The following is a 20,061-nucleotide window of genomic DNA, read 5'->3' on the forward strand; positions in this document are numbered from 1 at the left end:
GTGACAGTAGTGGACGCCGCCACCACTGCCTCCCGGGCGACCGTCGCCACCGGCGACATCGCCCGACTGGCCAACGTGGGTAGGGCGGCGGTCAGCAACTGGCGTCGCCGCTTCGCCGACTTCCCCGCCCCGGTGGGCGGCAGCTCCGCCAGCCCGCAGTACGCCCTGACGGAGGTGCAGGCGTGGTTCGCCCGGCACGGCAAACCCTTCGCGCTGCGCCCGGTGGACAAGGTGTGGCAGTCGTTGCGGGGTGCCACCGGTGACCTGCTGCTCGGCGACCGCATCGGCTACCTCGGTGCCGTCCTGGCGATGCTCGATCGCGATCCCGACCGCTGGCGGCGGCTGGCGGAGCAGGCCGACCCGGAGCTGATCCAACAGCTTCCGGCCGCGTTGCGCGACACCCTTCCGGAGATCGCCCACCTGATCATCGACGAGCCGACCACGGATGAACTGGCCATCGTCCGGCTCGCCATCGAGGCCGCCGAACGGGACGGGCACCTCGACGTCTTCGAGTTCCTCTGCCAGCGTTACCGCGAGGTCCACTCGCGACGGCGCAGTGACACCCCGCCGGAGTACGCGAGACTGATGACCGAGTTGGCCGGGGTGGCCGGCGGCCGGGTGCTCGATCCGGCGTGCGGCATCGGCGAACTGCTGGCTACGGCCTGCCGGGCCGGCGCTGCCGAGGTGCGCGGGCAGGACATCAGCGTGTCCGCGGCCCGACTGGCGGCCGTGCGATTGTTGCTGGACGGCGCGTCGGCCGTGGTGGTGGCCGGTGACGCACTACATCCCGTGGAGCGTACGCCCGGTCAGTTCGACGTGGTGCTGTGCGACCCACCCTTCGGGGAACGTTCGTGGACGCAGGATCCGTCCGCCGACGTCGACCGGTGGGAGTACGGGCTGCCACCGCGTGGTGAACCCGAGCTGGCCTGGGCCCAGCACTGCCTGGCCCAGGTGCGGCCCGGCGGCCGGGTCGTCATCCTGATGCCGCCCGGCGCGGCCGACCGGCGGGCCGGGCGGCGGATCCGGGCGAACCTGCTGCGTGCCGGTGCGCTGCGGGCGGTGGTCAGTCTGCCGGCCGCCGCAGCCTGCGACCTGTGGGTGCTGCAACGCCCCGACCAGCACCGGCCACCCACGCACCTGCTGGTGGTCGACGCCAGCACCGACCTCGCACGGGCCACCCGAGCGTGGGCCGCCTTCCACACCGACCAGGTCGGGGCGCTGCCGGACGGCAGCCGCGCCCTACCGGTCGTGGACCTGATCGGTGACCAGGTGTGCCTCAGCCCTGGCCGACATCTGCCCGCCGGCGACCCGAAGACCGACTACCCGCCCGCCCTCGACAGGTGGAGCAGCGCGGTCGCCGACCTGTTGCCCCTGCTGCCGGATCTCACCGTCCACCCACCCCCGGACGCCACCGCCACGATCACCGTCGGTGAACTGCTTCGGGCGGGGGCGCTGCACATTCGTCAGGCACCACCCGGCCTGGCCGTCGCCGACGACGGGGGGCATCCGGTGCTGACGGCCCGCGACGTACGGCTGGCCCGCCCCGCCTCCGGCCGGGCCGAGCGGCTCGCCGAGGCCGTCACCGTCGAGGTCGGCGACGTGGTCACGCCGCTGGCACCGCGCACCCCGGTCGTGCGAGTGGTCACCGAGCGGGGTGCGTTGCTCGGACCCCGGCTGTACCTGCTGCGGGTCGACCCGGAGCACCTGGACCCCTGGTTCGTGGCCGGATTCCTGCGCAGCGCCCAGCGGGCCGCCATCTCCGACGGCATCTCCTCCGGTGTCCGGTGGGACATCCGCCGGACCCGGTTGCCCCGCCTGCCGCTGACCGAGCAGCAGGCCCACGGCGCGGCCGTCCGCCGGCTCATGGCCTTCGAGACGGGACTGCGGGAGCTGCGCGCGTGGGGGGAGGACCTCGTCGAGCAGGGCCTGCAAGGCTTGGCCGACGGCGACCTCCGGCCGGCGGTACGCCATGACTAGCCTGCGATGCGTGGACACCGACGACGGGAGGAGCGGTCGGGGTGGCAACCTCAATCAACGGCCGGTACGAGTTGGAGGACCTGCCGGTCGGCCGGGGCGGCATGGGCGAGGTCTACCTGGGGCGGGACACCCGACTCGACCGTGAGATAGCCGTCAAGTTCATCCGCTTCCCGGACGGGGAGCCCGACCAGGACTACGTCCGACGCTTCGTCCGCGAATCACGGATCACCGCCCGCCTGGAACACCCCGGTGTGCCCGCCGTGTACGACGTCGGCACCCACCAGGGCCGGCCCTTCCTGGTGATGCAGCGCATCCGTGGCATCAGCCTCGCCGACCTGGTGGCGGAGCAGGGTCCGCTGCCCGTCGGCTGGGCGAGCGCGATCGCCGCCCAGGTCTGCGCGGTGCTGGCGGTGGCCCACCAGGCGTCGCTCGTGCACCGAGACCTCAAACCCGCCAACCTGATGCTTGAACCCGACGGGGGCGTCAAGGTGCTGGACTTCGGTTTGGCTGTCGCACCCGACCGACCCGACTTCTCCAAAATCACGATCACCGGGCAGCCGCTCGGCACCCCCGCCTACATGGCACCCGAGCAGATCCAGGCCAACATCAGCGGCCCCGCCACCGACCTCTACGCGCTCGGCTGCACTCTGCACGAGATGCTCACCGGTGACCGACTGTTCACCGGCTCGACCTCGTACGACGTGATGAGCAAGCAGGTCTCCCACGCACCGACCCCGATTCGCGGCGTGCGCGCCGACGTACCCGCCGAGCTGGAGCGGCTCATTCTCGACCTGCTGGAGAAGAAGCCCGAGGACCGACCCGCCGACGCCCACGCCGTCTACCGCCGCCTGATGCCTCTGGCCACCGCGTTGGGTCCGCTGCCGGGTGTGCTGCATCCGCCGTCCGAGCCCAGCCCGACCCGGATGTACGCCGCCATGCTCAGCCGAGTCTTCGGCGGCTCCACCGTGCCTGACGCGGACCGCGGTAGCCGAGAGCCGTCGCCGTACCGGCCGGACCCGACGGACGTGGCACCGCCCGCCCCGCCTGCGGCACCCGCGCCTCCCAGGGCTCGTAGGGCTGGTCGCCCTGACGCGCAGGCTGGTCGAGCCGACGTACGTCGAGCGCGCGACGAAGCCCGCCGACTGCTCGGCCAGGCGCGCTACAGCCAGGCGGCAGACGTGCTCGCTGCCGCCGTCGACGTCGCCGTCACGGCGTACGGCGCCAGCGACCCGGATGTGCTGCGCTTGCGCTTCGAGTACGCCAACGCGTTGTTCGACGGCGGCGACTACCGGGCAGCCGCTCCGGTGTTCCAGCAACTCGCCGAGGAACTCACCGGCGGAAGCGAGGACGAACTGGCGTTGCAGTGCCGGTTGAAGGAGGCAACCTGCCAGGCGTTGACCGGCCAGACCGGGCAGGCACTGCGGCAACTCGAAGGATTGCTGGTGGAACACCGCCGCACGTACGGCGAGGACGATCCTCGTACGACGGAACTACGCCGGCAGATCGGTCTGCTGCAGCTCGGCTCCGGCCAGCCGGACGACGCCGCCCAGACGTTGGGCCAGCTACTCGACGACCTGACTCGACTGCACGGCCCGCAACATCCCTCCGTCCGGGAAGTCTCCGACCTGCTCGCCGGCCTGCGGCGGTCGAGAACGCGGTGACCCACCGCCCACCGACCGCAGTGGATCCACACTCCGTTAGCCTTTCGGCACCGATCGACATAGCTGATTGGAGCGGTTGTGGCAGGTGGAACGCTGGTCAACGGCCGCTACGAGCTCGACGAACGCTCTGCCGGCCAGGGCGGGATGAGTGACGTCTGGTTCGGGCGCGACATCAGGCTAGACCGTCCGATCGCCGTCAAATTCGTCCGATTACCGCCGGAAGACCCGGACGACTACGTCCGGCGTTTCGTCCGGGAGTCCCGGATCACCGCACGCCTCGAACATCCCGGCGTACCCGCCGTCTACGACGTGGGCACGCACGAGCGACGTCCGTACCTGGTGATGCAGCGCATCCAGGGCATCAGTCTGAAGGAACTCCTCACCGAGCAGGGGCCACTGCCGGTCGGCTGGGTGGCGGCGGTGGCCGCGCAGGTCTGCGCCGTGTTGTCCGCGGCGCATCGGGCGTCACTGGTGCACCGGGACCTCAAGCCCAGCAACCTGATGATGGAGCGGGACGGCACGGTGAAGGTGCTCGACTTCGGGCTCGCCGTCGCTCCCACCGTCGCGGACTTCGCGACCATCACCAGATCCGGGATTCTGCTCGGGACACCGTCCTACATGGCTCCCGAGCGCATCGAGGCCAACATCAGCGGACCGGCCTGCGACATCTACGCGCTCGGCTGCACCATCCACGAACTGCTCACCGGCAGGCAGACCTTCACCGGTTCCACCGTCTTCGACATCATGAACAAACAGGTACGCACGGACCCGGTGCCGACTCGGAGCCTTCGCAAGGACGTACCGGCGGGGTTGGAGACCCTGGTGTTGGAGATGTTGCGGAAAAAGCCCGAAGACCGCCCCTCCGACGCCGACCTCGTCTACGAACGCCTGCTGCCCTTCGCCGACGACCTGGGGCCGATCACCGGCGCGACCAAGCTGCCCGCCGAACCCAGCGCGGTACGCCTCTACGCCCAGGTGGTGAGCCGCATCTTCACCACCGCCCGCAGCTGTGCGCCGCAACCCCGCCGCAGTACGCCCACGGCGGCCGCGCCCACTCTGGCGGTGACCCGGCTGGACCTGCAACGGGCCCGCAGCGAAGCCGCAGAACTCGTCCGCCAGTCCCGGTACGACCAGGCCGCGGAACTACTCACCCGGATGGTCGCCGCTGCGGCTGAGACGTTGGGCCCTCGCGACGACGACGTACTCACCGTCCGTCTCGAGCAGGCCGAAGCGATCTTCGAGGAAGGCGACTACCACCGAGCCGCCGGCACCTACGAAAGGCTCGTGGACGACGTGACCATTCGGTACGGTGCGCTCTCAGAACACACGCTGGCCTGTCGACTGAAGCTGGCAACGTGTCACGCCCTCGTCGGCCGGACCACCCAGGCCCTCGATGCCCTGATCGAGCTGACGCAGGACAACACCAAGGTCTTCGGGGCAACCGATGCACGAACCGTGCAGATCCGCCGCCAGGTCGGCCTGCTGCAACTGGGCACCGGAGACCGCAACGCCGCCGCCCGCACCCTCGAAGAGTTGTCGAACGATCTGACCCGCCTGCACGGCCCGGGTGACGCCACCGCCACCGAGATCATCGACCTGATGGAGACGCTCCGCCTGCCACGCGCGCATTGACGGCAGCGCTCCACCATCAGCATCAGTGGCCACCGCCGCCGAACTCCTCACGGCGGGTGAATGCGGTCCAAGCAGTGCCGCGACGAGGGTCGTGCGCACCTTTACCTCCGACACCCAGGGTGCATGGTGAATTGCATAGCGTTGATGTCTCTGTGCAATGAATCTGTGTGAGCCACAGGTTTCAGGATTTGTGCCGCTGTCGGACTCCGGACAGATGCCAGCCCGGCTGAAATGTGCGGGGTCAGCATGCCTGCCGCCCACTTCACGTGGCTGTTTGTGGTGCCCGCTCGACCTGCGAAGACTGGAATCGCACGCAGTAAATCCATCGACGTCCGTGCCCAACCGGTTCGTGCCGGGTGAAGTTCTGCTCGCGTGACCCGCCATCTGCTGTTGGCTACGATCGGCGCCGACGCATGGCGGTCCTGATGCTTGCGGTCTCAACAGCCACCCGGTGGCTCTCTTCGGCGTGCGGAGCAACGATGCATCACCTGACGGTTCGTGTGGCGTGGCATGACAGCGAATGGAACGGGACGGTGTGCCGTGACCCGCTGGGCAACCCGTACTGCCTTGACCTTGATCGGATTCGCGCCGAGCGTAAAGACGCTCAGGAAGAAGCGGCGGCCGGACGCTCCTTCGCTGAACTCGACCTGAACATGAGGCCGCCATGCGCCGCCGAGTCAGGAGCGTTCATGAATCCGGTGCCATGGGCGCGACAGTTCAACCACCCCTACGCGAAACTGAGACCGACCGCAGCCACGCATGGTCACCTACGTCCGACGTCTGTGAAGGTCCCGGAGTTCTCCACGTTCGCCGTCCCGTTCGCCTGGATGCTCCGAGCGCGATCGGCGGAGATCGAAAGCCGGCTCCCCGAGCCGTTCTCCCCGGATGAAGAGCCGCCGTTCCCGTCGCCGTGGGTGTTTCCGGCCGCACGTCAGCGAGAGTTGCTCAACGCGTGCTTCCAACGGATCACGCCCGGCAGCTCGCTTGCTGTCTTCTACACCAAGTCGGGACACCCGTTGGGCGATCACATCAACCGGCTGGTCGTCGGCATCGGCCGGATCGATGCGATGCGCGGGATCATCGAGTACGACGCCGCCGCCGGAGCACCCACCTACCCGTTGTGGGATCGGCTCATCAGCCACTCGATCCGGCCGGACGGCACCGAGGGTTTCCTGCTGCCGTATCACGCCTACCTCGAACCGACCGGTGACCCCACCGAGGACGCCCGCCGCCGGGAACTGCTGACCGAGATCACGGTCGCTCCCGATCGTGCCCAGATCGCCAACTTCTCCTACGGCAGCGAGGTGGTCTCCTCCGACGTCCTCCTGTCCGTTCTGGAGCAGTCGCTGGCTGCCGTACGGGCAGTCATCCGGCACGGCATCGCGCCAGGGCCCTGGGTCGAACGGGAGGAGTGGCTCAACGCCCGAATCGCCGAGACGTGGGCCGACCGGGGCGCCTTCCCCGGGGCGGGTGCGGTGCTTGAGGCGATCGGGCTGCGGCTGGCGACATCGCTACTGCTGGAGCTGAGTCGAAACGGGACCCTGCGCCCGGCCGAGGACCCGTGGCCGCTGCTCGACGCTCTGCTGCGCGGACAGCGTCCCGCCCCGAACCAGGTGTACGAAGCGGATCTCGCTGCGGCGTGCAACACCTGGATGGGGATGCCTCAGGCACGGCGCGACTTCGTGATGTTGTTGAGCCGGTTCGCCCTCACCACCTCCGCCGCACGCCGATGGCTCGAACCCGCCCTACGCGCAGCCGGCACCGAGCGGCCGGTCTCCGACCTCGACGTGATCGAAAATCCCTACCTGGTCACCGAGGTCGACCTCGGCGACTGGGATGATCCGCCGGTCTCCCTTGCCGTGGTGGATCGCGGCCTGCTCCCTGACCCGACGATCGCGGTCGCGGCACCACTGCCAGCCCCGAGCCGGGTCGACTCGACAGGCGACACCCGCCGGGTGGAAGCGGCCCTGGTGACCGTTCTGCGTGCTGCCGCTGACGAGGGCGATGCACTGCTCTCGGTCGACGAAGCGCTCAACCGGATCGCCCAACTCAAGCTCAGCCCACCGCTCGTCGTCTCCACCGACTGGATCAGCGGCAACATCGGCGCGGATCACCGGGTCCTCCGCCTGGTCGACCTACCCACCGGGAACCAGACGGAACCCGTACGTTGCCTTCAGTTGGCTGATCTCACCGATCGGGGAAGGTTCCTCACCAGGACGCTCTCCACCCGCGCTGTGCGTACTTTGACCAGCCTCGGCGAGGACTGGCAGGCGCTGCTGCGAAAGGCGATCACCGACAGCGGTGGCCAGGTGGACGAAAACAACGAGCGGCACACCACCGCCCTGAAGGAACAGGCCACGGCGCTGGAGCAGATCACCACCCGCAAGCTCTCGGTCCTGGTCGGCCCGGCCGGTACCGGCAAGACGAGTGTGGTCGGTGCGCTGCTGGCCTCCAGCAAGCTGGCAGCGGAGGGCGTGCTGCTACTCGCACCGACCGGTAAGGCAACCGTCCTGCTGGCTCAGAAGACGAACGCCCGCGCCCGCAACATCGCCCAGTTCCTGCACAGCCTCAAGCGCTACGACGGCCGACGCCAGCGGGTGCTGTTCACCGGCGACTCGCTCTACTGCCAGGAACGCACGGTGGTGGTGGACGAGTCCTCCATGCTCACCGAGGATCATCTGGTCGCGCTGCTCAAGGCGCTCGATCTGGGGCACGTGAGGCGCCTGATCCTCGTCGGCGACCCGAGCCAGCTGCCGCCGATCGGCGTGGGCCGCCCGTTCGCCGACCTGGTGGCCCACCTCGCCGGCGCGCGGGGCTCCGCCGACCCCGCGGTCGCCGACCGGGCTGACGCGCTTGCCCGGCTCTCGGTGGAGCTACGCACCCAGGGGAGCGACCGCCCGTCCGACATCCTGCGCCTGGCGGCCCTCTACACGAACGGGACCCAGCCGGTCGACGCGGATTCCGTACTCGGGGAGTTGACGCTCAACGCCGACAAGCAGAGTGACAGCGACGGTGCGGGAGGGGCCGCCTCCGACCTGCGGCTGGTGTTCTGGGAGACGACCGAGCAGCTACGCGCCAAGCTGCTCGCTGAACTGGCCGCCGCCCTCGACATGACGGACCCGGACGACTCGCAGGGCTACCGCCAGGCACTCGGGCTGACCTCCGAAGGCTGGGTGCCCTTCGACAACCACGCCGGCGCGGAACGGTTCCAGGTGCTCTCACCTGTGCGGATGCGGGACTGGGGCACGTTTGAACTCAACCGGTTCCTGCAGGGCCATTTCCGAGGGGTGGAGCTGCGACGGGTGCGAAGCGGCCGGGGCCGCAGCTACGGACCGGAGGAGATCGTCCGGCTGGACAAGGTCATGCTGGTACGTAACGGCACCCGCAGCGGCTACGACCACGGCGCGAAGAGCAAGGTGAAGGACTACCTCGCCAACGGAGAGGTCGGTCTCGTCGCGCGGGAGACCAACGGCTGGTTCAAGATCGCACTCGCAGGCCGTGAAAGGCGCCATTTCGACTTCAAGGCCGTACCCGGCAGCGCGGAACGCGTCGACCTGGAGTTGGCGTACGCCCTCACAGTGCACAAGGCGCAGGGAAGCGAGTTCAGGACCGTGTTCGTGGTGGTGCCGGCGGAGAGCAAGCTGCTGACCCGGGAACTGCTCTACACCAGCTTGACCCGGGCACGCCAACGGCTCGTTCTGCTGGTGCAGGGCAGTGACACCGGTCAGTTGCGTGAGCTGGCTCGGCCGGAGCACAGCGAGACCGCTCGACGCAACACCAACCTGTTCACCGGCGGCGTACGACTCACCCACCTGGGGGTGCCGTTCGCAGAGCACCTGATCCATCGAACCGTACGGGGTGAACTGGTCCGCTCCAAGAGTGAGGTGGTGATCGCCAACCTGCTGCACGCGGAGGGCTTGGACTACCACTACGAGCGACCGTTGCACGGCGAGCATGTGGTGGGGACCGTCCACCCGGACTTCACGTTCATCGACGCCGGCGGCGACCCGATCGTCTGGGAGCACCTCGGCATGCTGGACCGACCCGGGTACCGCGCAGCGTGGGAGCGACGCCGTGACTGGTATGCCGCGAACGGGTTCGAGGAGGGCCAGAACCTGTTCGTCTCGGAGGAGTCCGGCGACGGTATCGACTCCGTAGCCCTTAAACAGCAGGTCGACCATATCCGTGACCTGCTGTGATACAGGCGCAAGATGCGGTGGCGGGTGACGTGGTCACGCTCAAGGGGATTCGACACCGGGTCGCGGTGGGGGAAGCGTAATGACCGATGGCTGGCTGCCGCTGCGCGCGACATCATGACGCCACGGGTCCGTTGCGGCTGCGTATCGTCCGGGTCCGGCTGGACATCAGCCAGTGGTACGAGGGGCAGTGGATCTGGTTCGAAGGCGTCGAGATCACGCCGGGCGGCCAGGACGGCCAGTGGCAGCCGTTGCTGGTTCGAGTCGCCGCGCTGCCCTCGCCGCCGTCAGTTGGTGACCGCCCGGGGCCGCGTCCGGGCGGTGTAGGCGCCGAGATCCTCGCGCTGCCCTGGAGCGGGCAACGCTGTGAGTTTGTCCCGTTCGACCTCAAGATGCGTCTCGGCCCAGGTGATGACTTCGCGCTCCTGCGTGAACATGACGACCTGGTGCTCGGCGCTGATCTCGTGCAGAAGTTCCATGATGGCCAGCTTGCGGTCCCGGTCCGACTGCGTCGTGACGTCGTCGAGAATCAGCGGAGCGCTTTCCGTGCCGCCGGAGAGCACCTGCGAGAGGGTCACCCGCAGTAGCAGAAACAGCTGCTCGGTCGTGCCCTGGGACAGCAGGGTCGCTTGGCGGATCGCGCCGTTGGCCTCCGTGACCTGCATCGTCAGGGTGCTCGGCTCCACGGCCACATCCAGGTAGCGCCCGCTGGTCACGCGGGGCAGCCAGGGGCGCATCCTCGCCTCCAACGCCGGGGCGATGCTGGCGTGCGCCCGCTCCTTGGCGAGTTTGAGTTGCGCGGTCGCCGCGTCGATGCACGCCGCGAGTGTGGCGACCTGATCGGCGGCGCGCTCGGCGTCCGCCTCATGCTCGATCGCCTCGGCCACGGAACCCAGTGCCTGGCTGAGCTGCTGTTGCTGCCCCTCGAGTTGTCCGGCCCGGCCGATCACCATCTGGTGCCGGCGGGCGGCTTCGGCCCGGAACTGGTCGAGGTCGGCCGGCCGCGTCTCCGGCTCCGGCCCGGCGTTTTCGACGAGCGAGGCAAGCTCCGCCTGCCAGTCGGCGAGATCCCGTCCGGCCAGCACCTGGTCGAGACGGGCGGCGAGTGAGCGCCGCTCGGCCAGCGCCTCGCGCTTGGCTTCCTGGTCACGTTCCCACAGTCGCAACTGCCTGATCGCCTGCGTGACGGAGGTGGCGCCAACCCCGAGTTCGTCGGCGAGTTCGCACACGGCGACGCTCTGGCGCTTCCGCTCGGCAACGGCCGTCGCGTGGGCAGACTCCACCTGCTGGCGTTGTTCGTGGGCGGCGATCAGGTCCGGCCGCCGAGCGGCGCGTTGTGCGACGGCCGCGCGTTGCCGACAGGCGGCCAGGTAGGTCTCGAAGTCCTGCATCACCTCATCGACCACGTCGTCGGTGACCTCGGGCGGGATCTCCCGACCCAGGGCTTCCGCGAGCAGGCGTAGCGCGTCGTCGCGCATCGCGCGCGAATCCGCTGCCTTCTCAGCGTGCATCCGTGCCCGCTCCCGTGCCGCGTCGGCATCGTCGATCGCCCGCGCGAGCTGCCGTAGCGTCACCGGATCAGGGTCGAGTTGCGCGGCCACCAGCCGCGACCGCGCGTCCGCCACCCGTTCCTGGTGCTGACGCAGTGCGGTCTCCTGCGCCATGAGTTCGGCCTGGACCTCCGTGAGGCGTGGATCCGGCTTCGGTGCCACCGGCGGCTGCACGACCTCGAGCACGGGCGCAGGTGGCGGCGCGGGTGCCTGTTTCTTGAGCAGGTCCTGCAGCTCGGCCAGTCTGGGGTCTGGGGTGGCAGCCACCGGCGGCTCGACGTCCTCGAGCACGGGCGGCACGGGCGCGACCGGAGCCTGTGCCTTCAACTCGACCTGAAGCTCCGTGAGTCTGGGGTTGACGACCGGTGCCACGGGCGGCTCGACTTCGTCGGGCACCGGCGGCACCGGTGGTGTCGGGGCCTGCGCCGTCAGCAGGCGTTGCAGCTCCGCCAGGCGCGGATTGGGTACGGGAACCGCAGGCGGCTCAACCTGCTCGATCGTGGGCGGCGTCGGCGCGACCGGAGCCGGGACCGTCAGCTCGATCTGCAGCTCCACCAGCCGGGGGTCGGACGTGGGAGGAACGGGCCTGGTGACCTCCTCCAGCCGAGGAGGTGCCGGCGGAACCGGTGCGGTCGGCCCGGGGTCGGAGTCATCGGCTGGGTGCGCCGTCGCGGCTGGCGTCCGTCCGGTCAGGAAGCCCATGACCAGAACGGCACCGCCGACGATCGCCAGGAGACTGCCGGGCAGCACGACGTTGGCAACGGACAGCACGATGCCGGCAGCGAGCAGGGCCGCTCCCGCCGAGAGGAGACCCGGCGATCGTCTCCTGGCCGCCGCGGCGGATTGTTCGGCCTGCCGCTGCTGCGCCTGGCCTCGGGCTGCACGCCCGGCCTGCGCGTGTTCAAAGGTGGCCGTGGCCCGCATGTGCGCGTCGACCGCAGCGGCATGCGCCCGTACCTTCTCATCGTTGCGCCGGGCTGCGGCCTCGTACGCGGACTGCGCCTGTGCGTAGGTGGCCGCAGCGTCCTGCGCCTGCCTCTGGAGTGACTCGAACTCGGCGGTCCGCTCGTTGCGTGTCCGCTCGAATGCCGCCAGCGCCTGCGCGTGTGCCTGCACCGCCGTCTGGTGGGCGCGCTGCTTTTCGTCGTTCTGGCGGACCACGGCGTCAAAGGCCGCCTTCGCGCCCGCGTACGCGACCGCCGCCTCCTCGGCTTCCCGCCGCAGGGCCTCGTACTCCGCGGTCTGTTCGGCCTTGACGCGCTCGAACTCGGCGACCGCGAGCTGGTGTGCCTCGACAGCCTCGGCGTGGGAGCGGCGCTTCTCCTCATTGCGACGAATCGCCGCGTCGTATGCCGCCTGGGCGCGCACGAAGGCGGCATCGGCCTCCTCGGCTTGGGCCTGCAGGGCGGCATACTCGGCGGCCCGCTCCGCCCGGACGCGCTCGAAGTCAGCCAAGGCTTCCGTGTGCAGCTCGACTGCTTCGTCGTAGGTGCGCTGTTTCTCCTCTTTCTGCCGGACGACGGAGTCGTACGCAGCCTTGGCGCTCGCGTACGCCACGGCCGCCTCTTCGGCCACCTGCCGCAGGGCCTCGAACTCGACGGTCAGTCTTGCCTTGGCGCGCTCGAACTCCGCGAGCACCCGGTCGTGCCCGTCGACCACCTCCGCATGCGCCCGCAGCCGCTCGTCGTTGCGAGCCGTCGCGGCCTGGTACTCCGCCTGCGCGTTCGCATAGGCCGCCGCCGCATCCTGCGCCTCCTGGCGCAGCGTCGCCAACCGCATCGGCAGGGCGGGGTCGATCACGGGCAGCGGCGCGGCGAGCACGTCGGCGAGGGCGCGCAGTTCGTCCGGGGATAGCCGTGTCGCTGCCTCCACCGGGGTGTCCGTCGGGGCGTTGCGCAGGTGGGTGGTCAGGGCGATCTGGGCCTGGGACAGCTCGCGGTGCGCCGCCTGCACCTCGGGGCGCGGCTCCAGGTCGCCCTCCGGGTGATCGGGCAGCGCTTCGATCTCGGCCTGCAGGTCCGCTGCCGACGGTCCCGGGGGCAGCGGCGCGACGTCGATGCCGGCCTCGAACGCGCCGAGAACCGCGGCGGTGGACCGGACCTTGTCCTCGTCGACGGTGAGGTCCGCCTCGGACGATCGAGCGAGTTCGGTCAGGTGGTCTACGGCCTGCTCCACCCGTGCCCGCAGCACGTAGACGTTCTGCCAGCGTAGGAGACGGTCAGCGAGCTCCAGATCCTCGCGTGCCCGGCGGAGTGGGACGCCGATGCGCTGCCGTTCGACGATCACCTCCGTCAAGCGGATCAGGTCGTCGCGGCGGGTGGCGGTGACGGCGCGGGCCTTCTCGAGTTCCATGCGCCTGGCCCGCAACGGCCGGTTGCCGACGGAGTCGGACCCGACCCAGTCGCGGCGGTGGCTGGCCAGCCAGGTGAGGGCACTGTCGGCGGTGGCGTCGGCCGCCTGCGTCGTGGCCGCCCGCTCGAGTAACTCCTGCAGCTCGCCCGCATCGTTGCAGACCCTCAGGATGTCCGCCTGGCCGGTGAAGATGGTGGCCCGCGCCGAGTCGCGGTTGAGGCCGAGCAGCCGGGTGCCGTCGAGCGTCCCCTCCGTGGTGAGTTCGATGCCGAGACGCCGCTGCAACTCGCTCAGCGTGACTGGCCGACGGGTCGAGGCGTCGACGATGCGTGCCTCGCCCTTGACCAGGTCGTGCTCCAAGGCCAGCGTCAGGCCGTTGTCGAGCGTCACGGTGACGCCAGCGCTCCATCGCGATCCCGCCCACGGCTTGTGCCGCTTGGCGAACTCCGCCTGAGTGGCGGTGCCACGGCCACGCATGCGGCGGCGTCCGGCGAGGCCCGCGTACGTCGCGGCGAACCAGGACGACTTGCCCGCCTCGTTGGGGCCATGGACAACGTTCAGCCCCGGCGCCAAGTCGAGGGTCTCACTGCGGAACGGACCGAACGCGACGGCCCGCACAGAATCGATACGCACAGGTCAGGCTCCCTGGGTGTTCGCGTCGAGGGCGGCCAACCCCAGGGCAGTGCTCTGGTGGCGCTCCAACTCGTTCGTACGAATGTCGGCCATCGCCCGCAGGAACTCCGCCCGGGCGCCGCGATCGCTCGAATCCGGCGTTGTGCGGCCGTAGATCAGCGGGTCCAGGTCGACGACGACCCCCGGAGGTAGTTCGGGACCGCCGAAACCGGGCAACAGCACCGGGGGCGCGAGCGTTCCGGTGAGCCGCAGCAGCAGCGGGCCTTCGGCTTTCAGCGCACTGTCGATGCTCGCGGCGAGCGCGTCGGTGGTCTGCAGCCGGGTCACGTCGATCTCCACCAGCCGGCCCGGCTGGGCGGGCAGATCCACCCGCTCCGCAGGCCGGTTGGGGTCGTCGCCGTCGACGATCAACGCGTAGCCACCGGCAGCGCGCGGGTCATGGACGAGGTCCGGGATCGTCAGGATCTTTTCCGTCATCACCGTGCCAGTCGTGACATGCAGATCGTCGTGGCGGGTGCTCAGCCGGTGGAGGTCCGCCTCACCCATTTCCGCCCGGACGAGCATGCGCGGGCCAGCCGCATCGGGAACTCGTGGTGAGTAGCCGACCGGGGAGGTCCATGCGCTCGCCCAGACCAACGGAACCGTCGGGCTGGGCTCGTACTCCGCCGCCGACCAGATGTAGGTATTGGGGGACCAGTCCTGGAAGCCGTACGGTCCGGGACCCCCGATCCAGTCGGAGCGTCCTGGTGCGATCAGGATATCGCCGCGGAAGGCGCCGAGAACCTTGGCGGCATAGTCGACAGTCGCCGGCACCGCCGTGGCCCGGTCCAGCAGATCCCCAGCGATCACAAGGGTGCCGACGTTGCGGCGGTGGGCCTCATCGACGACACGGGCCAGGACCTCGCGCGACCACTGTCGTAGTGTGACGCCGTACGGGCCGCCCAGCTGACTCCAGGCTCGGTCCAGATGCACTCCCGCGACGATCATGAGATCCAAGGAGCGTCTCCTTCACCCCGACGGTGTTTGTATGCTCTTGCCGAAATCATGACAGGGCGATGTGCGGAGGATCATGGCGGGCCTTCGACTATCTTCTCAGACCCGAGTGCACGGACTCGTGGCGGGCGAATTGGTGGAAATCGTCGAATGGACTCCGGTCGGCTCTGGGGTATTCGTACGATTCCGTGACGATCTCGGTCTTGAGTCGACGCGCATGCTTTCCGAGGAGGACCTGGCCGCCATCGTGCCGGAGGGAAGCAGGGGGCCCACTCTGGACGCCGCGCCCGATGCCTTCTGGCTCGCCGTCGAGGCACTGCGACTGCGGCACGCGCACCTGCTCAATCCGCTGCTCGCAGTGTCCTCGTCGCACGTCGAGGCGCTACCTCACCAGGTGCAGGCCGTCTATGATCATCTGCTGCGCAAGCATCCGCAGCGTTTCCTCCTCGCGGATGACCCAGGGGCCGGCAAAACGATCATGGCCGGGCTGTTCATCAAGGAGGCGTTGGCGCGTGACTGGGTACGTCGTTGTCTGATCGTGGTTCCTGGCGGCCTCGCCGAGCAGTGGCAGGAGGAGTTGACCGACAAGTTCGCGCTCCACTTCGAAATCTTCGAAACGTCCCTCATCGGTGGCCGGCGGCCCGACGACGATCCTTTGCGGGAGCATCCTTTCCTTATCGCCCGCTTGGACCAGTTCTCCCGCAATCCGCGACTTATCGAACTGGTCACCAACTCGAACAAGTCGCGCTACGACTTGGCGATCTTTGACGAGGCGCACAAGCTGTCGGTGCAGGCGTGGGGCAGAAGGGTCGACAAATCCAAGCGGTTCCAGTTCGCCGAGGCCGTTCGGGAGGCGACAGCGGCCACACTGCTCATGACGGCCACCCCGCACAACGGCAAGGACGCCGAATACCAGCATTTTCTGTCCCTGTTGCGGCCCGCGGGCCAGGACCGCTACATCGCCGACGCGGCACGCGACGGACTCATGCGCCGCCTGGTCAAGGAGCAGTTGGTCCACCTGGACGGGTCGCGGCTGTTCCCGGAGCGCCGAGCCAGCACCGTGGCGTACCGGCTCACACCGCCGGAGCGCGACCTCTACGAGGAGGTCAGCGACTACGTCCGCGAGGAGATGAACAAAGTCTCGGGCGACGATACGAAGCGCAGCGTCGGCTTCGCACTGCTCATCCTTCAGCGCCGGCTGGCCTCCTCACCCGAGGCCATCCTTCGGTCGCTCGAGCGGCGTCACGCCCGGCTACAGAGCGAGGCTGCCCGCGTGCAGGCCGCCGACCGCCGGCTCGCCGAGTCTCTCGCCGCAAGCCTGGGCCTGCAGCCGGAGGATCCGGACGAACTGAGCGCCGAGGAGGCCGAGAAGTACGAGGACGACGTGGTCTCGGTGGCCACCGCTGCGCGTACGCTCGGCGAACTCGAGACCGAGATCCTGATCCTCGAACGACTCGTCCAGAGGGCGCAGACCGTGCGCGAGATGGGCGTCGACGCCAAATGGGAGGCGCTGGCCGACCTGCTCACAAGCGACGAGATGTACGACGCGGCCAGCCAGCGCCGCAAGATCGTCATCTTCACCGAACATCGCGACACACTGGAATACCTCGAGCAGCGTCTGTTCGAGCTCCTGCCCGCAGACACCGACATCCAGGTAATCCACGGCCTGATCTCGCGAGCCGACCGGCGGGTTGCCCAGGTCCGTTTCACCCAGGAGGCCAACAGCTCCATCCTGATCGCGACCGATGCCGCAGGTGAAGGCGTCAATCTCCAGGTTGCCCACCTGATGGTCAACTACGACATCCCGTGGAATCCCAACCGACTCGAGCAGCGGTTCGGCCGGATCCACCGCATCGGCCAGCGTCACACCTGCCACCTCTGGAATCTGGTCGCGGTCGACACCCGCGAGGGTGACGTGTTCGAGACCCTGCTCGCCAAGCTGGAAGTCCAACGGGAGGCCCTGGGCGACCAGGTGTTCGACGTGCTCGGCCAGGTGCTCACCGACGCCAACCTCGGCCAACTGCTCTCCCGGGCGTTGACGGGGACGACTCATGGCGAGATCGAGTCGGCCCTCGACCAGGTGTCCAGCGGCCTGGAAGCGGCCGTGCGGCAGCGGGCCGCCACGACGAGCACCCTCACACCGACGGAACTCACCGCACTACGCAAGGCCATGGAACAGGCCAGGGCTTCCAGCTTTCAGCCCGATGTCGTGCGTGACTTCACCCTCCGCTCGTTCGCCACCTTCCACGGCGACATCACTCACCTCGGCTCGGTGTGGCGGGTCGCCCACGTACCCGAACGGCTACGCACGCTGTTCGGCTCCTCGCTCTCGACTCGCTACAACGCGGTCACGTTCGACCGCGCCGAGGGCCCCATCATGAGGCTCGAACCTCCGGAGCTCATCTCGCCAGGGCATCCCCTGCTGGGCGCGCTGATACAGGCCACCGACCAGGAGCATGGGAACGCCCTGACACAGGGGATCGTTCTCGAGGACGACCGCGAAGACGACGACTACACGTTGCTGACTTTCGTGGCGCCTGACTCCGTCTCCACATACAAGATCTACGCTGACGGCACCCAGCAGGCCGCGAACCTCGCGCTCTACACCGACCTCCAGGTGGACCGACCCGGCGCGCCAGACGAGGTCGCCGCAGCGCAGGAGGCGATCGCCGCTCTTGAGCCACATCTCACCGGCGCCCGTGTCGCCGCAGTCGCCTACGTGCGGGGCACGGCAGATGCGCGGACAGGCGAAGCCTGGCGTACGGCACGCCGACGACTACGCGATGAGTTGATCGCCTTCGGCGAGGTGCCGGTCGATGCCCTGCCCGGCCAGGGGTGGGATTTCATGACCGGCGACGACAAGATCAATTTCTGGGCGGCGGTCCCTGCATCGAGCCAGGCCCAACGCCGCCGCTCCGAGCGACACGCAGCGGCGAACGTCGGCGCAGCCCAATACACACTGCGCATCATCCAGACGTAGCGGTCGCGCGTGCTCCTGCGGCGGCCGCCATCCGGGGGCCTGACCTGATGGGAGGTGGGCGCCGCCTCCGTCGCGTCGGGCGGGCCGAGCCATCGCCTCCAGCGCCTGCGCGAACGCCTGCCGATCGGGCTCCGGGTCGCCTGGCCTGCTGCGGCGAGCGTGAACTCATCGAACTGGACCACCACCAACACCAGGCGGCCCTGGGTCGTCTCGGGTGGTGGACGAGAAGACACCGAGACGGCGGGTGCGTCGGCCGGTCCCGCCCGGCAGCACCTGCAGGGCGGGGCTGGTCCGTCCTGGGACGGCTCAGCGGGCCCAGATGCGCAGGCAGGCGGTCATGATGCGGAATGGCAGGCTGCGGGCCTCGGTCTGGTCGACGGTGCCGGCCAGGTGCAGGTCGAGTTCCGGGCAGGTGAACAGCCAGGTGCCGGTCGATCCTGAGTGCCCGACCAGCGTCACCGGCTTGGGTAGTGGCGACATCAGCCGATTGACCTTGAAGAACATGGTGCCCAGGCCGTAGCGCAGCACCGGGGCGTTGCTCAGTCGGTTGCGGCGTTCGGTCAGCAGGTGCCGCGTATTCGGATCGGCGAAGGGCTCACCGGCCACGAGTGCCCGCTCGAAGGCGAGGAGATCCCTGGTGGTGCTGAACAGGTCGTCGGCCGAAGCGATGACCTTGTCCACCTCCACGCGGCGCCGACGGATGTGCAGGGGCAGGGGCGCGGGGAGAGCCGGGTCGGCGGGCTGGGCGGCGGGATGCCAGGTGCCGGTGAGGCCGAGCGGGCCGGTGATGCGGTCGGCGAGCAGGTCGGGGAAGGTGCGGCCGGTGACCGCCTCCAGGATCCGGAGCAGCAACTGGTAGCCCGTGTCGGAGTAGCGTGCCCGCTGCCTGGGGGCATTGAGGTCCTGCGGGTCGAAGTGGGGGCGCTGCTGGTTGCGGGTGATGTCGAGGACGTCGTCGAAGGTCCAGGCGATGTCCTGTCCGGCACGTATCTGCCGGTAGAGGCTGGGCTCGCCGCGGCGTCGTTCGAGGAAGTCCGGCAGCCCGGAGGTGTGGCTGGCCAGGTGGCGTACGGTGATCTGTGCCGTCCGGTCCACGCCGCGCCGTACGTGCAGCCCGGTGGTGACGGACGCGGGCAGGTAGGTGGAGATCGGGGCGTCCAGGTCGAGTTCGCCGCGCTCATGGGCCTGTAGGACCAGCGTGACGATGAACCGCTTGGTGATCGAGGCGATGAAGAACGGCGCCTCGGGGCGTACCTGCGGCTCGGTGGTGTCCTCCGGACCCGATGCGCCGGCCCAGTGGCGCTGCCCGTCGGCGCTGGACACGGCGAGGCTGACGTGGTGCAGCCCGCGCTTGGCGCTCAGCTTCTGCACGAGCCGGGTCAGGCCGGCGTCGACCTCGCTGGTCACCTGATTGCCGGACTGCTGCTGGGAGATGCTTGGCATGGCAATATGTCTACTAGACATGTCTAAGAGAGTCAACCGGGTAGGATCGCGATGTGGCACACGTGATCCTGGGCCTGCTGCTGCTCGCCCCGCAGAGCCTGTACGACCTGATCAAGAGCTTCGAAGCAGGCGTCGCGCTCTTCTACAGCGCCAGCTCAGGCAGCATCAAACGCGCCCTCGACGGGTTGCTCGACAAAGGGCTGATCGAGGTCGCGAGCACCGAACCCGGCGGACGCGGCAAGAAGATCTACCGAGTCACCGAGGCGGGCCGGCAGGAGTTCCACCGTTGGATGACGGGTGAACTCAGCGGCGCGGACCTGGAGACGGCGGCGCTGTCCCGGCTGTACTTCCTGGGCCTGCTCGACCCGACGGATCGCGTAGCGGTGCTGCGGCGCATCCAGGAGCGGACCGCAGCTCATCTCGCCCAGCTCACCGCGCTCAAGAAGCGCATCGACACGATCGAGGTGCCGGCGGAGTTCCGCGACGTGGCGGTGTATCAGCGCGCGACCCTGGACTACGGGATCTCCTCGGGACAGCACGCCCTGACCTGGTTCGGTGATCTCGCCGATCGGGGTGAACCGCAGGCCCGGTGAGGTCCGCTGCGACCGGGGGGTTCCCTCAAGACAACGCCGCCGCGCTCTGAC

Annotated in this window: 9 protein-coding genes; 6 read left to right on the forward strand and 3 right to left on the reverse strand. The window is 69.1% G+C overall.

The features are described 5' to 3' along the window. The first annotated feature begins 9 nt into the window (after window positions 1-9). The 4 genes from Vgi01_RS22930 to Vgi01_RS22945 all read left to right on the forward strand — a co-directional run bounded on the left by Vgi01_RS22930 (window position 10) and on the right by Vgi01_RS22945 (window position 9,469). Complete coding sequence (locus Vgi01_RS22930) at window positions 10-1,977, forward strand: N-6 DNA methylase (RefSeq protein WP_204292315.1); 1,968 nt, start codon at window positions 10-12, stop codon at window positions 1,975-1,977. Window positions 1,978-2,018: 41 nt separating this feature from the next. Continuing rightward, a complete protein-coding gene (locus Vgi01_RS22935; protein WP_239089114.1) occupies window positions 2,019-3,638 on the forward strand; it encodes a serine/threonine-protein kinase in 1,620 nt (539 codons plus the stop codon). A gap of 78 nt (window positions 3,639-3,716) precedes the next feature. After that, window positions 3,717-5,270 carry a serine/threonine-protein kinase gene (locus tag Vgi01_RS22940; protein WP_204292316.1) on the forward strand — a complete coding sequence of 518 codons (1,554 nt, stop codon included), beginning with the start codon at window positions 3,717-3,719 and terminating at the stop codon, window positions 5,268-5,270. A 782-nt stretch (window positions 5,271-6,052) separates the two neighbouring features. Then, entirely contained in the window at window positions 6,053-9,469 is a 3,417-nt protein-coding gene (locus Vgi01_RS22945) for an ATP-dependent DNA helicase (protein ID WP_204292317.1), read from the forward strand. Window positions 9,470-9,753: 284 nt separating this feature from the next. Here the strand turns inward: Vgi01_RS22945 and Vgi01_RS22950 are convergent, their stop codons facing one another. Next, the gene (locus Vgi01_RS22950; protein ID WP_204292318.1) at window positions 9,754-14,001 is read right to left on the reverse strand and encodes an AAA family ATPase; all 4,248 of its coding nucleotides are present in this window, start codon (window positions 13,999-14,001) and stop codon (window positions 9,754-9,756) included. 3 nt (window positions 14,002-14,004) lie between these two features. Beyond that, window positions 14,005-14,997, reverse strand: a complete 993-nt coding sequence (locus tag Vgi01_RS22955; RefSeq protein WP_204292319.1) for a metallophosphoesterase family protein — start codon at window positions 14,995-14,997, stop codon at window positions 14,005-14,007. Window positions 14,998-15,130: 133 nt separating this feature from the next. Here Vgi01_RS22955 and Vgi01_RS22960 point away from each other — a divergent pair, with 133 nt between their 5' ends. Next, entirely contained in the window at window positions 15,131-17,974 is a 2,844-nt protein-coding gene (locus tag Vgi01_RS22960) for a DEAD/DEAH box helicase (protein WP_204292320.1), read from the forward strand. 306 nt (window positions 17,975-18,280) lie between these two features. Here the strand turns inward: Vgi01_RS22960 and Vgi01_RS22965 are convergent, their stop codons facing one another. Beyond that, window positions 18,281-19,417 carry a serine hydrolase domain-containing protein gene (locus Vgi01_RS22965; RefSeq protein WP_204292321.1) on the reverse strand — a complete coding sequence of 379 codons (1,137 nt, stop codon included), beginning with the start codon at window positions 19,415-19,417 and terminating at the stop codon, window positions 18,281-18,283. 53 nt (window positions 19,418-19,470) lie between these two features. Between Vgi01_RS22965 and Vgi01_RS22970 the strand changes: the two genes are divergently transcribed. Beyond that, window positions 19,471-20,010: a PadR family transcriptional regulator gene (locus Vgi01_RS22970; protein ID WP_102658304.1), complete on the forward strand. Its 540-nt coding sequence runs from the start codon at window positions 19,471-19,473 to the stop codon at window positions 20,008-20,010. Window positions 20,011-20,061: the final 51 nt, after the last annotated feature.

The sequence above is a fragment of the Micromonospora gifhornensis genome, assembly GCF_016863515.1.
GTDB classification, from domain to species: domain Bacteria; phylum Actinomycetota; class Actinomycetes; order Mycobacteriales; family Micromonosporaceae; genus Micromonospora; species Micromonospora gifhornensis.